At 67.1% G+C, this 13,126-nt stretch carries 11 protein-coding genes; 4 read left to right on the top strand and 7 right to left on the bottom strand.

All coding sequences use genetic code 11. The annotated features are described in order from the left end of the window. Window positions 1-3: 3 nt before the first annotated feature. The 3 genes from IBJ82_RS32380 to IBJ82_RS32390 are packed head-to-tail and all read left to right on the top strand — an operon-like array spanning window position 4 to window position 5,425. Window positions 4-3,141 carry a type I polyketide synthase gene (locus IBJ82_RS32380; RefSeq protein ID WP_194829775.1) on the top strand — a complete coding sequence of 1,046 codons (3,138 nt, stop codon included), beginning with the start codon at window positions 4-6 and terminating at the stop codon, window positions 3,139-3,141. Beyond that, window positions 3,138-4,130 carry an AfsA-related hotdog domain-containing protein gene (locus IBJ82_RS32385; RefSeq protein WP_194829776.1) on the top strand — a complete coding sequence of 331 codons (993 nt, stop codon included), beginning with the start codon at window positions 3,138-3,140 and terminating at the stop codon, window positions 4,128-4,130. Before IBJ82_RS32380 ends, IBJ82_RS32385 begins: the two co-directional genes overlap by 4 nt. Further along, window positions 4,127-5,425: an NAD(P)/FAD-dependent oxidoreductase gene (locus tag IBJ82_RS32390; protein WP_194829777.1), complete on the top strand. Its 1,299-nt coding sequence runs from the start codon at window positions 4,127-4,129 to the stop codon at window positions 5,423-5,425. Before IBJ82_RS32385 ends, IBJ82_RS32390 begins: the two co-directional genes overlap by 4 nt. Before the next feature lie 26 nt (window positions 5,426-5,451). Here the strand turns inward: IBJ82_RS32390 and IBJ82_RS32395 are convergent, their stop codons facing one another. Further along, window positions 5,452-6,702, bottom strand: a complete 1,251-nt coding sequence (locus tag IBJ82_RS32395) for a CdaR family transcriptional regulator (protein WP_194829778.1) — start codon at window positions 6,700-6,702, stop codon at window positions 5,452-5,454. A gap of 296 nt (window positions 6,703-6,998) precedes the next feature. After that, window positions 6,999-7,277 (bottom strand): hypothetical protein, encoded by a 279-nt coding sequence (locus IBJ82_RS32400; protein WP_194829779.1) that lies wholly within the window; start codon window positions 7,275-7,277, stop codon window positions 6,999-7,001. 154 nt (window positions 7,278-7,431) lie between these two features. On the opposite strand from IBJ82_RS32400, the gene IBJ82_RS32405 reads away from it, so the two are divergent. Then, entirely contained in the window at window positions 7,432-8,343 is a 912-nt protein-coding gene (locus tag IBJ82_RS32405; protein ID WP_194829780.1) for a DUF2797 domain-containing protein, read from the top strand. 7 nt (window positions 8,344-8,350) lie between these two features. Here IBJ82_RS32405 and IBJ82_RS32410 read toward each other — a convergent pair whose 3' ends face one another. The 5 genes from IBJ82_RS32410 to IBJ82_RS32430 all read right to left on the bottom strand — a co-directional run. Beyond that, window positions 8,351-10,021, bottom strand: coding sequence for a DUF885 domain-containing protein (locus IBJ82_RS32410; RefSeq protein ID WP_194829781.1), 1,671 nt, complete (start codon window positions 10,019-10,021; stop codon window positions 8,351-8,353). Window positions 10,022-10,153: 132 nt separating this feature from the next. Beyond that, window positions 10,154-10,813: a DNA alkylation repair protein gene (locus IBJ82_RS32415; RefSeq protein WP_194829782.1), complete on the bottom strand. Its 660-nt coding sequence runs from the start codon at window positions 10,811-10,813 to the stop codon at window positions 10,154-10,156. 43 nt (window positions 10,814-10,856) lie between these two features. Further along, window positions 10,857-11,498, bottom strand: coding sequence for a bifunctional 2-polyprenyl-6-hydroxyphenol methylase/3-demethylubiquinol 3-O-methyltransferase UbiG (locus IBJ82_RS32420; RefSeq protein WP_194829783.1), 642 nt, complete (start codon window positions 11,496-11,498; stop codon window positions 10,857-10,859). Between the two features lie 169 nt (window positions 11,499-11,667). Then, window positions 11,668-12,222, bottom strand: coding sequence for a hypothetical protein (locus tag IBJ82_RS32425; protein ID WP_194829784.1), 555 nt, complete (start codon window positions 12,220-12,222; stop codon window positions 11,668-11,670). A 182-nt stretch (window positions 12,223-12,404) separates the two neighbouring features. Then, on the bottom strand, window positions 12,405-13,126 hold a 722-nt coding region (locus IBJ82_RS32430), incomplete at its 5' end, for a (Fe-S)-binding protein (RefSeq protein ID WP_228538003.1).

The raw sequence follows: 13,126 nt of genomic DNA on the forward strand, positions 1-13,126 counted from the left end.
CGAATGGCCGACGAAGCGGAACTGCGCGCCTATCTCAAGCGCGCCACCCGGCAGTTGCAGGAGACCAGACAGCAGCTCGGTGACGAGCAGGCACGCGCGCGGGAACCGATCGCGATCGTGGGAATGTCGTGTCGGTTCCCCGGCGGGATCGAATCACCCGATCATCTGTGGCAGGCGCTGATCGAGGGGCGTGACCTGATCACCGAGTTCCCGGCGGATCGGGGCTGGGACGTCGACGGGTTCTACGATCCCGACCCGGACAAGTTCGCCAAATCCTATGTGCGTGAAGGCGGTTTCCTCGAGGGCGCGGGCGAGTTCGATGCCGGGTTCTTCGGGATCAGCCCGCGCGAAGCCGAGGCGATGGACCCGCAGCAGCGGCTGTTGCTCGAGCTCGCCTGGGAATCGGTGGAGCAGGCCCGCGTCGACCCGACGACGTTGCGCGGCAGCGACACCGGTGTCTTCGTGGGATTCAGTGATCAGGGGTACGGATTCGGCGCCACCCAGGCCTGGGACGGTGCGGAGACCTATTACTTCACCGGCAATCACGCCTCGATGGCGGCGGGTCGGGTCGCCTATCTGTTGGGTCTGGAAGGTCCGGCGGTCACCGTCGACACCGCCTGCTCGTCGTCGCTGGTCGCGATTCATCAGGCGATGCAGTCGTTGCGCCTGCGGGAGTGCGGGATGGCACTCGCCGGGGGCGTCACGGTGATGTCCACCCCGATGCCGTTCGCGCTGTTCTCCCGTCAGCGTGCGCTGGCGTCGAACGGGCGGTGCAAGTCCTACGCCGCGGGCGCGGACGGCACCGCGTGGGGTGAGGGTGTGGGTTTCGTTCTACTGGAACGCCTTTCGGATGCGCAGCGCCACGGGCACCGGGTACTCGCGGTGCTGCGCGGCTCCGCGGTGAACAGTGATGGTGCGTCCAACGGGCTCACCGCACCACGCGGCCCGGCTCAGCAGCGGGTGATCGGATCCGCGCTGGCCAACGCAGGTCTGCGCCCCGCCGATATCGACTTGGTGGAGGGCCACGGCACCGGCACGGTGCTGGGCGATCCGGTGGAGGCACAGGCCCTGCTGGCGACCTACGGGCAGCGCGACGGTGCGCCGCCGGTGTTGCTGGGGTCGGTGAAATCGAATATGGGACATACGCAGTCGGCCGCGGGGATCGCCGGACTGATCAAGGTGGTCCAGGCGATCCACCACGAGATGGTCCCGCCCACACTGCATGTCGACGCGCCGACCTCGCACGCCGACTGGACCGAGGATCGCATCCAGCTGGCGTTGCGACTACAACCGTGGCCGCGCACCGAGCACGCACGAAGGGCGGGGGTGTCCTCCTTCGGCATCAGCGGCACCAACGCCCACGTGATCGTCGAGCAAGCGCCGCGAACCTCAGCGGCCGATGACCGACCGACACCCGCGCCCGCACACCCGCCGACGCCGTGGCTGCTGTCGGCACGCACCGCCGCCGCACTGTGCGACCAAGCGGCCCGTGTAGGTGAGGCAGTCGCGAACTCCTCGCACCGCCTCGCCGACATCGCCCACTCCTTGGCAACCACGCGAACGCGATTCGACCATCGCGCCGTCGTCGTGGCTAACACCCGCGGTGAGTTCCTGGACGGGCTCGCCGCCATCGCCGATGGACACACCGCCCCCTCGGCAGTCCTTTCGCATCGTGGCACCGGCGGCAAGCTGGCGATGATGTTCCCCGGTCAGAGCGACCGACTCGCGGGCATCGGCAGCGAGCTGTACGACGCGTACCCAATCTTCGCCGAGGCTCTCGACAGCGTCTGCGCCGGCTTCGACGCCCATCTCGCCCACCCGCTACGCGCGGAGATGTTCGGAACGGGCGAACGGCTCACACAGACCGAATACACCCAGCCCGCCGTTTTCGCACTGCAGGTGGCACTGTTCCGGCTGCTCGAATCCTGGCGAACAACACCGGATTTCGTCGTCGGGCACTCCGTCGGTGAACTCTGCGCCGCGCACGTCGCGGGTGTGCTGTCGATGGACGACGCGATCGCGGTGGTGGCGGCGCGCGGTCGGTTGATGCAACGAATGGGCGTGGGTGCGATGGTCTCGGTGCGGGCATCCTGCGCCGAGGTCACCGACTCGATCGCCGGTCGAGAGTCCGAACTGTCGGTCGCCGCGGCCAATGGGCCGAACGCCACCGTGATCGCGGGCGATGTCGCGGCGGTCGGTGAGCTCGCACGGTACTGGCGGGAACGTGGTCGACGGGTCACCCGGCTCGGCGTCGACCGTGGTTTCCACTCGCCGCACGTGGATCTGATCGCCGACGAGTTCCGCGCTGTCGTGGCCGGCGTCCGGCTCCAGGAACCGCGCATCCCCATCATTTCCACGGTGACCGGCACGGAATCGGCACCGGGACAGCTGACTTCGATCGACTACTGGGTACGTCAGGCCCGTGAGCCGGTGCGTTTCCACGACAGTGTGCTGCGGCTGCACGAATCCGGCGTCGTCACCTACCTCGAACTCGGCGCGGGAGACACCCTCTCCGGCCTGGTCTACGAGGCGCTCGCCGATACCGGCAGCACGGCGGTCCCGGTGCTGCGTCCCGGTGCCGACGAAGTCGGCTCGGCGGTGAAAGCCGTTGCGGCAGCGTGGGTTGCCGGTGCCGAAGTCGGGTGGTCGGCATTGTGTTCCGACGACACCACCAGGGCGGTCGATCTGCCGACCTATCCGTTCCAGCACCGCCGCTACTGGGTCCACACCGACAGCGCCGTACTCGAGAGCATGATCGGCGTCGCGGGAGCCGAACTCGCCGGTGACCGGAGCGCCGGTCGGCGCGAGGGACCGGCGGGGGAGGTGGCGCCCCTGCGTCCGGACTGGCAGAGCGTCCCCGAGGACGAGCGCTCCGATGTCGCGGTGCGACTCGTGGTAGATCAGATCCGCGAGATCCTCATCGACCTCACCGAAGACGAGATCGATCTCGACGCGACGGTTCTCGCCATCGGACTCACCTCGCTGTCCGCCCTCGAACTGCGCGGCAGAATCAATGCTGCTGCGGGCACCGCTCTCTCACTGGAGGACCTGTTCACCCACCCGACCCCGCGGGCGCTCGGCGCTGTACTCGCCGCCCGGATCTGGAGCGACGCGTCGACCCACGAGGCGGTGCTCGCATGAGCGGGCGATTGTCGCCGGTGCGTGGCACTCTCGGCTTCGAACAATTGGTGCCCGCCGCGCTGGCCCACCGGCGCGGGCTCGCGGAGGTCTACGTCGCCGACACAGCGACGGTCGGAAGCTCGGAATACCTTGCCGCCGTGCAGGTGCCGCGGGCGCACTCGCTGTGGTTCGATCGGCTGGTTCCCTACCATGATCCGTTCTCCGCCGTCGAGGCCGTCCGGCAGGCACTGCTCGTAGTCGGTCAACGACACCTCGGTGTTCCCGCCGACGCACCGGCCAGCCTGCAGCGGATGGCGTTCGCGGTGGAGGACCTCAGCTTGTTCCGCGACAGCGAACGAGAACCGCTCGAGGGCGTGGTGCGCCTGCGACCGGGAGCGGCAGGTACCGGGCGCGGCTACTACCATGACGTGTCCTTCGGCGCCACGCTGAGCATCCACGGAGCGCTGGCGATGACTGTGCGCGGCAGCGGAATCACCTTCCCCCGTGACGCATACGACGAGTTCCGCGAACTCCAGCAGGGCAAGCGCTCGGCGCTCGGCGCGGTCGGTCCCGAGGCGGTGCGGCGCCTGGCACCCGAACTCGTGGGGCGGCGCGACCCCCGCAATGTCGTGCTCGCTCGAACCGCCGCGCAGAACCTGGTCGTGGTGGTGGATCGCGGGCATCCGAGCTTCTTCGACCACCAATACGACCATGTGCCAGGGCCGTTGCTACTCGAGGTGTTCCGGCAAGCGGCGGTGCTGGCGGCGACCGCGGCGGGTCTGCTCGCCTCGCCGGTCGCCGCGGTACTCGACCTCGAAGCCCAGTTCACCGACTTCGCCGAGCTGGACGCCCCCATCACCTGCACCACCGCGGCCGTCGGCGATCTCGACCTGGACGAGATCACGGTCGAGGTCGCGCTGCACCAGTACGGCAACCGCATCGCCCTCGCGCACGTCGAGCTGGCGCACTATCCCGTGTCCGGGCAACGACAGGAGAACCTCGGATCATGACCACAGCATCGCCGAAACGGTACGCGGTCATCGGTGGCGGCTTGTCCGGCATCGGCGCCGCCTTCGCACTACATCGGGCGGGCCACCGCGTCGAACTGATCGAGCGGGACGCGGTGCTCGGTGGCCGCTGCGGCTTCGACAGCCTCGGCGGTCGGCCGATCATGATGGGCGGCAAGAACATCGGTCGCCACTACCAGCAGCTGCGCGGATTCATCGCCGCGTCCGGGGAGCGAACCTACGAGCCGTTCGGAATCAACAGCTCGCAGATCGTCAACGGCGAACTGGTGACACTCGACAACCCCGGCATCGCCGGTTTCCTGCGCCATCTGCTGCGGATGGGTTCGCCGATCGACGCGGCGCGCATGCTCTACTACGGTGCGCGCGTGCGGTTCGACGAACGCAACCGCTACCTGGGGTCGGATTACTTCGGTAAAGCGGGAACCGACAGCGACGACGTCGCGCTCGGCGCGCACTTCGGCGCCGATTTCGGTCGTACTGTGCTGCGGCCGTTGACAGTTCGGCTCAACGCCGCCGAACCGGACGAGGTGTACCTCGGCGCGTTCGGGGTGAGCCTCGGCATGGTGCAGGACAGATATGACCAACTCGTCGACGGTTTGCAGCCGGTCCTGGACTGGTTCGCCGGGCAGGTGCCGGTCCGGCTCAACACCCGCGTCGACCGCATCGTGCTGCGGGAGGGCCGGGTGATCGGACTCGATACCTCCGAAAACGGTGGCGCCACGACGTTTTCCGTCTACGACGGTGTAGTGCTGGCGGTCCCGGCGTACGCGGCGGCGAATCTGTTGGAACCCGTGGCTCCCGCGCTGAGCAAGGTGCTGGGCCAGGTGGCCTACCAGCCGTCCACGGTCGCGGTGGTGCAGTACGAGCGGCCGTTCTTCGGCAGCACCGTTCGATCGATCGCGTTCGACTCGGGGCCGTGCAGTGCCGCCGGCGTCTACGGCGTGAACGATCTCGATATCGTCCGCTACACCTTCAGCGGGCGCGATGCCCGGCCGATACCGGATGCGCAACAGTTGGCGAACTGGATCGACGAGGCCGAGGCGAAGGTCCGAGGTCATCTCGGCGGACCGTCGATCGCGAGGGTACGCACCGAAACGCGCAGTTGGGCCGCGGCGCACTGCGCCTACCTCCCCGATCACGCCGGATTCCGCACGGCTCTGCGCGAGCAAGCCGAATCCGTTGCGGGACTACAGCTCGCGGGTGACTACCTACTCGGGGCACAGTTGGAAGCCTGCTACCGATCCGGTGTCGCGGCAGCCGGTGCGTTGATCGCGTGAGCTGGGCCCGGGTCGTCGCGTGGGAACTACGCGGCGCCCCGGGTATGCACCATGTCGTCGGCGAGCAGCGCGATGCGAGCCCGCAGAATGCCCTCCGCGGTGGTCAGGTCCAGGTCGGTCAGGCCGCTCACCCGCCGCAGGCGGTAGTCGATGGTGTTGGGGTGCACATGAAGTCGTCGGCCGGTGGCTTTGCGATTGAGACCGGTCGCCATGTAGGTCCGCAGGGTTTCCAGCAGTTCGGGATGGGTGGCGAGCGGGGCGATGACACCGGCCAGATGCTCACGCGCCGGACCGGGACGGGTGAGCTGATACTCGATCGCCACATCCGAGAGCTCGTACAGGCCGGCGGGTCTGGCGATGCCACGCACCAGATCGAGCAGCTCGTGTGCTTCCTCGGTGGCTTTGGGGATCTGGTCGGTCGGGGCGGGCACCACGGTCGCGGTGAGTTCGACCCCCGAGGTCGCGCTGATCGTGGCGAGGATGTCGCCGGTCATCCGCGCCGTGTCGGGCTCGTCGCTCGGGATCAGCAGGGTTCCGCCGGTGGTGCTCAGCAGTGCGAGCGACCGGGAGGCGAAGGCATCGGCCAGCGCCGCCTGCACGCGTCGAAGTTTGCGCCGCGCGACCACCTGGGCGTCGACGCGCGGGTCGTGCTCCTCGGGCAGTTCCGGAATCATCAGCGCCACTACCTGATACGAGTCGGCCACTCTGATCCCGGTCTGCCGGGTGAGGGCGCCGATGCCATGGCCGCTCAATAGTGCCGACATCATCGTCTGCGCACCGGTCTGGTGTTCCTTGGCGACCTGGCGCTGCTCGTCGAGATAGGCACTCGTCACCGTCGCGTTGATGACCTCGAGCGTGCGCAGCAGCAGGCGCGTACCCGCGACGACCTCGGCGAGATCGGCCGCGGTCACCTGCCCGATCACGAGTTCGAAGCCGATCCGGAACCCCTCGGCGTACGCGCGCAGCAGTGTCCCCACGGGTACACCCTCGCGTGCGTGCTGGGCGGATGCCGCACGCAGCGCCACCAGTTGCGGCTCGGACGGGGTCGTCCGCTTGTCCAGCATTTCCATCGCCAGGATCAGACAGCGGCGGGTGAACTCGGTGACATCACCGCGCATCGCCTCGCTCGGCAGTGCCTGGCACGGCATGACATTCTCGGCGAAATAGGAGACGAGCTGTGACACCAACTCGTCGGCGTTTCCCAGGAAACTCGAGGCTGTTCGACCGTTCGCGATGATGAGTGGATCGTAGATCCGATCCATGGCTGAAGAATTCATCGAAGGCACTCCGTCGGGGCAGACAGCGAATGGGCTGGTCGTGAGTCTGTGTGAATCGCAACATAGCCACATCGGAGGTCGTAGTCGTCGGTCCCATCGAATGGCCTGGTGGGATCACGATCCCCTGATAGGCAGGTTGTGCGGGCTCACAAGCGGGCGGTGTCGCCGGTTGCTGAGCGGTAGCGATGCTATCCGGATACGCACCGCCGCACGCTAACAGCGGCGAAGGCTCGGCGGCGGTGCGTTGGAAACTGTCCAATGCCGGTGATCGAGGACTGGCATCGGTCCGAAACAACTCAGATGTCGGGGAGCACTCTCGCGTCCGACGGTACGTTCATGAAGGCCGAGATTACGTGATCACTGAGGTAGAGCCTCAATTCCGTGCGGTACTCAGCGGGGATATCCGCCGGGACCATGTCGAGAGCGTCCTCGACCTCCTCCCAGATTCGAGGAAAGGGAATTCCGTTACGGGAACAGGATTCGACGGCGACCATCAGCTGATGCGTCAGGCTATCCATCTGTACAGTCGATGTCACACTGAATCCCGTGTCGAGCAGCAGCTCGAGATCGTCCATTGTTTTCCCCTTACCAGTTTCGCACCCCTGCTGTGGGCTCAAGGTAGGTGACCGATTCGCGGTGGGGGAAATCGGGCAGGGGTTACTGGGCGTTCGGATATCTTTCGGCCCTCGACTTGTGATCCGCACCGACTGACCGGTGTAGGTTCGACCGATGATCTCCACGGCCCTGTACTGCGGCACTCGCTGGGACGAGCAGGGTCGATGGTTCTACGAGCTGCTCGGCGACGACGGGACCACCGAGCTGATGCCCGGTGTCGGCACGCGGCTGGCCTTCCGGATTACCGATTCCGGCCGATTCTGTCTCGGCTACAACGGGTTCGGCGGTGGGCGTCGGGGGCGGCTGGCCTGTCCTCGCCGCGCACGGCTCGACGCGGGGCGCCAGTGCGAGCAGTGCCGGATCAACGAGGGGTGGTCGGTGGTGCACAGCCATCGCGGTCCGCTCACGGCGTTGCCCGAACAGGTTCGCGACTACATGTCGCAGCCGCACCATCTCTACATCGCGTATTTCGGTGACGGGATGACCAAGGTCGGAACGGCCTCGGCGTCGCGGCGCAATCGCCGTCTGTTCGAACAGGGTGCGTTGGTCGCTCGATTCATCACCGATTCCCCCGACGGACTCCATGTCCGAGACCTCGAACGGACGGTGACCGAGCGAGCCGGCATCGGTCAGGCGGTCGCCGGTGTCACCAAGACCCGCATTCTGACGAAACCGCTGCGTCCGTGGGCGGCCCTGGAATCAGCTGTCGCCGACGCGGCCGAGCATGCCGCGAGCGCACTGCCCGCCGACATCACGCGCACCGACATCGCCTGGTCGGGCGGGCGGGACTTCTACGCCACGATCCTCGCGCACGGCCGCTTCCCGGTCGCCACCGAAATCGCCGGGGAACCAGGCGAATACGTCATCGACGCGGTCACCGCGCACGGTCACACCATCGCGTGCCGAGACCACGCGGGCGCGAGCGAACTCGTCTTGGTCAACGACACCCGGCTCGTCGGTCGCCGCATCGAACTCGACCCCACGATCACGGCGACTCCGGAACCCGCGCAGACCAGCCTGTTCTGACGAGTCCTCACTCCATGGCGGCGAGTTGCGCCCGCATGGTATCCAGTCCCATGCCGCCCAATCGCAAAGCGCGGGTGTGGAATTGCTTCGCATCGAACGACGCGCCCGCTCGTTCGCGCGCCTCGTCGCGGGCCGCGAGCCACAGACGTTCACCGAGCTTGTACGCGGGCGCCTGTCCCGGCCACCCCAGGTAGCGGTCGATCTCGTCGCGGGCCGTGGTCGAATCGGTGACCGTTCGGGTCAGCAGGAACTCCAGGCCGAGGTCAGGAGTCCAGCGTTCGCCCTCGTGGAAGCCGGTGCCCGCGGGGATCTCCCATTCGAGGTGCATTCCGATGTCCACGATCACCCGCGCGGCGCGAAACAGCTGCTGCGACAGCATGCCGAACAGATCGCCGTCGTCGTCGAGATAGCCGAGTTCCTGCATGAGGCGTTCGGCGTAGAGCGCCCAGCCCTCGCCGTGCCCGGAGACGAAGGACATCATCCGCTGGTACTGATTCAGCGAATCCGCTTCGCGCACAGCGGTCGCGATCTGCAGGTGATGGCCCGGCACGCCCTCGTGGTAGACGGTGCTGACCTCACGCCAGGTCGCGAAGTCCTCTTTCCCCGGCTCCACCGACCAGCACATGCGCGCGGGACGGCTGAAATCCGCACTGGGCCCGACGTAATACGCCCCGACCACCCCGCCGGGCGGTGCGATCGTGGCTTCCAGTCGCATGAGCTCATCGGGAATATCGAAGTGCGTGTCGCGCAACGACTCCAGCGCCTCGTCGGACATCTTCTGCAGCCACGCTCGAAGCTCCGACTGCCCGCTCACCTGGTACTTCGGGTCGGCGTCGAGCACGGTCGCCGTCTCGGTGAGCGAGGCCCCCGGCGCGATCCGGGCAGCGACGGTCAGCATCTCGGTCTCGAGCCGCGCGAACTCCGCCCAGCCCCAGTCGTAGGCCTCCCGGAGATCGAGGTCGGCGCCGGTGAAATAGCGCGACCAGAGCCGGTAGGTCTGCTCGCCGACGGCATCGTTGGCGGGAGCCAGGGGCACGAGCTCGGCGCGCAGAAACTCGGCGAATTCGGCGTAGGCCTGCTGCGCCGCGTGCGCGCCCTCGTGCAGTCGCGCCAGCGGCGCACCGTCGATCTCCGCGGCGGCGGCGACGAAGGCGGTGAAGAATCCGTCCCTCCCACCGGAACCGGCCCAGGTGTCGGCCTGCTCGGCAACTTTGACGACCTGTCGTAGCCCGCTGATCTGTCCACGTTCCGCCGCGACCAGCAACGACGAACGCACACCCGCGAGCGCGGCAGGCACCCCCGCGAGACGCTGCGCGATCACCGTCCAGTCCGCGGCGGTCTCGGCGGCCATCACGTCGAACACCATTCGAATGTTCTGCACCGGACTTTCGATCACATTGAGCGAGGCGAGCGGGAGCCCGGCGTCATGGATCTCCACGTCGAGCCCTATGCGTTCGGCGAAGACGGCTTTCGCCACCCGTTCACCGTCATCGGCGGGTTGTGCGGAGAGTATGGCGCGCACTGCGTTTCGAGCGATATCCGCCCGAAGCTCGTGTCCGGCAGGCGAATAGTCGGTCAGGCGATCGTCGTGCCCCGCGATGCCGAACATGGTCGCCGTGACCGGATCGGCGGCCGCGTAGTCCTCGACGAACCGATCACAGATCTCATCCACACCCATGCCGACACGCTAACGGCCATCGGGCCACAACGGGTGACGAACTTCCGGGAGTACGGCGGGTCGACGGCTCGTCGGTGACCGATGCGTGTGTTCGGGTCCTGGTGACCGCGGCCGCGATGTTCCCGGTCGGCGTCAGCCGTGTTGCCGACCCACCATCTCGGTGATCCAGGCGGGTGCGAACGGGGAGGTGCAGCCCGGGGGAGTCGGGTAGTCCTTCAGGACCTGGAGACGCTCGCCGATGTCGAGTGCGCGGGCGCGGTGGTCGGGATGGTCGATACCGATCTGAGCGAGGCAGTGGTTCATTGCCCACTGCAGGCGATCGGGTGCGGTCTTCATCTGTGCCTCGATGAGGTCGAGCAGACCGGTGAGGTCGAGGCCATCGGGCTTCTTTGCGACTCGTTCGGTGGTCAGCGCCCAGCCCGCGCTCGCGACCACCGGATCCGGGTCGGCGAACCACGCCGTGCGCAGTTCCTCGGCGTGCGGGTTCTTCTTCGCGACATAGTTGACGAGCCAGTCGTGGACCTTGGGGGTGCGCGCCTGGCGGATCATGGCGTCCAGCTCGTCCCGCTCGAAGATCTTCGGGCGGCAGATCAGCAGCGCGAGCAGTTTCGCCGCGGTGTCGTCGGTGTCCCAGAGCCGGCGGGCCAGGACGGGTTGGGTCTTCAGGCGTTTGGCCAGTGCGCGCAGCTTGGTGAGGTTGACGCCGTGATCGTCGCCGTGCTTCTCGTTCACCGCACGCATCTGGGGATCGTCGAGGGTGGCCAGTTCGGCCATCACCTCGTCCACCGTCATCTCCGACGCCCGTGCCTCCCGGTCTATCGTTCGTCGCTGCCCATCATGCGTCGCGCCGGGTGCGTGCGTTCGCGCCGGGTGCGTGCGAGAACACCGCGACCAGGAAGTCGGAGTCGTCGGTGAAGGGCCGCAGATCCCAGGTCGACAGCAGTAGATCGGCTGTGAGACCGACAGATGCGGCATCGGTCAGGAACTCGGCGAACTCATAGCCGCGGTCCGCGCCGAACCCGATGACCACCCGGCCGCCCGGCGCGAGATGCCCGGCGAATCCCGCCAGCACCGCCGACCGGGTGGACGGGGCAAGAAATGTCATCACATTGCCGGCGCACACGATGGCGTCGAAGTCGGCGGCGGGCACATCCAGTTCGGCCAGGTCGCCGACCAGCCACGTCGGACCGGGATGATCCGCGCGCGCCGCATCGATGAGCACCGGATCGACATCGACCCCCACCACCGTGTGCCCGGCGTCGTGCAGGTATCCGCCCGTGCGCCCCGGCCCACACCCCGCATCGAGCACGCGACTACCACGCCCGAGCATCGCGTCGATCAACCGCGCCTCGCCCACAATGTCGGTCCCCTGCGCAGCGAGGTCCCGAAACCGCTCCACATACCGCGCCGAATGCCCCGGATCCGCGGCGATGATCTCTTCCCACCCGCTGGGTGTGCGTTCGTTCGACGCGTTCATGATCGCTGCCTCCTGGGCTCGGTCCACCGAATCACCCTGCCGACCTTAGTCGCGCAGGTGAGAAGGCCGAGTCACCAGATCCGCACCGCTTCCGGCCGCGGTCGACCGAAGGGCATGGACAGCGGTGTGAGTGGTGGCCGTCCGATGGCCGACCACCACTCAGGACCCGCTACGGCGTCGAGTAGCCGATGAGGGCGCCGATGCCCGCACCGATCGGGATGGTGACCAGTGCGCCGACTCCGCCGAGGAAGAAGCCGAGCACTGCGCCGATGCCTGCGCCGATGAGCGCGCCGATGCCCGCGTTGTGCTGTTTGCGAGCCTCGACGTCACCGGCCGCGTCGATGAACTCCGCCATGTTGGCGGTGACGACGGCCGGTGCGGCGGTGGGAGTCAGCGTCGCGGAACGGCCGTCGGCGGAGATACCCGCCACCAGGTCGAAATCACCCGCGCCGGTGATGATGCGGGTCGGCACCGCGGCGACCACCCGACCCTCCCGGTTCGTGAGCGTGACCGCGCCACCGGCGACACTGAACGTGCCGTCCGGGGCGGACACCGTGAGCCCGGAGCCATCAGTCAGTGGACTCGCGGTGAACGCCACGCCGCTGTCGACGCCCTGCACGGTCGGAACCGCTGGTGATGGTGCGGCCTGCGCGGTGGTGGTGGCCGCGAGGCCGACAGCTCCTGCCGCGAGAACGGCGATCGAGCTGAATCGCGAGAAATGCATCCTGCCCCTCCAGTCTGCCCGCCGAATCCGGCGGAACATCCTCTGCCGGACCGGATCTCGGTCCGAGGACATTTTCGCATCGTCATCGATTCCGTGTAACCCACCTGGGGTGATACCGGAAAAACATCATCACATCGACATGTAGAGCGAATTACATTGCCATACCGTAGATATCGATACGGTTACCGGAAATTTTCCTCTGCCGTGGGAGATCCGGCGGCTAGAGGCTTCGCACCCGGTGCCTTCGCGCCACTCTTCATGCCGAGTCCGCCACCGGGAGCCTTCGCGGCACCCTTCATCCCCAGACCACCACCAGCAGGCGCAGCCTTCGGCGCGGCGGTCGCGGTCGCGACCTCGGCCACCGGCTCCGGCTCCACCTCGGGTTCCGGTTCAGCCTTGGGCTCCTGAACAACAACCAGATTCGCCGACAACTGTTCCGCGTCGATCCGAGTGATCGAGTCCAACATCAACTGCGAAACATCGACAACCTCGACACCCTCGCCCTGGCCCTGCTCCTGACGCGCGGTCACACCGTCATTGAGCATCACCCGACAGAACGGGCACCCCGTCGCGATCTTGGTCGGATTCGTCGCCAACGCCTCATCGACCCGATCGACATTGATCCGCTTACCGAGCTGCTCTTCCATCCACATCCGAGCACCACCGGCACCGCAGCACATCGACCGCTCACCATGACGCGGCATCTCCACCAACGTCGAGCCCGACGCCTCCATCAACTCACGGGGGGCGTTGTAGATCTTGTTGTGCCGACCCAGGTAGCACGGATCGTGATAAGTGATGTTCTGCGAGACCGTCGCGACCGGAACCAACTGCTTCTGACGCACGAGCCGGTTCAGCAACTGGGTGTGGTGGACCACCTCATAGGTGCCACCGACCTGCGGGT

Source organism: Nocardia sp. XZ_19_231 (assembly GCF_015355705.1).
GTDB lineage: Bacteria > Actinomycetota > Actinomycetes > Mycobacteriales > Mycobacteriaceae > Nocardia > Nocardia salmonicida.

Bases quoted from the DNA above. Each gene is read 5' to 3' on its own strand.
- IBJ82_RS32400 (WP_194829779.1), bottom strand. From the start codon at position 7,277: ATGGACGATCTCGAGCTGCTGCTCGACACGGGATTCAGTGTGACATCG.
- IBJ82_RS32395 (WP_194829778.1), bottom strand. From the start codon at position 6,702: ATGAATTCTTCAGCCATGGATCGGATCTACGATCCACTCATCATCGCG.
- IBJ82_RS32390 (WP_194829777.1), top strand. From the start codon at position 4,127: ATGACCACAGCATCGCCGAAACGGTACGCGGTCATCGGTGGCGGCTTG.
- IBJ82_RS32410 (WP_194829781.1), bottom strand. From the start codon at position 10,021: ATGGGTGTGGATGAGATCTGTGATCGGTTCGTCGAGGACTACGCGGCC.
- IBJ82_RS32425 (WP_194829784.1), bottom strand. From the start codon at position 12,222: ATGCATTTCTCGCGATTCAGCTCGATCGCCGTTCTCGCGGCAGGAGCT.
- IBJ82_RS32415 (WP_194829782.1), bottom strand. From the start codon at position 10,813: ATGACGGTGGACGAGGTGATGGCCGAACTGGCCACCCTCGACGATCCC.
- IBJ82_RS32385 (WP_194829776.1), top strand. From the start codon at position 3,138: ATGAGCGGGCGATTGTCGCCGGTGCGTGGCACTCTCGGCTTCGAACAA.
- IBJ82_RS32420 (WP_194829783.1), bottom strand. From the start codon at position 11,498: ATGAACGCGTCGAACGAACGCACACCCAGCGGGTGGGAAGAGATCATC.
- IBJ82_RS32405 (WP_194829780.1), top strand. From the start codon at position 7,432: ATGATCTCCACGGCCCTGTACTGCGGCACTCGCTGGGACGAGCAGGGT.
- IBJ82_RS32380 (WP_194829775.1), top strand. From the start codon at position 4: ATGGCCGACGAAGCGGAACTGCGCGCCTATCTCAAGCGCGCCACCCGG.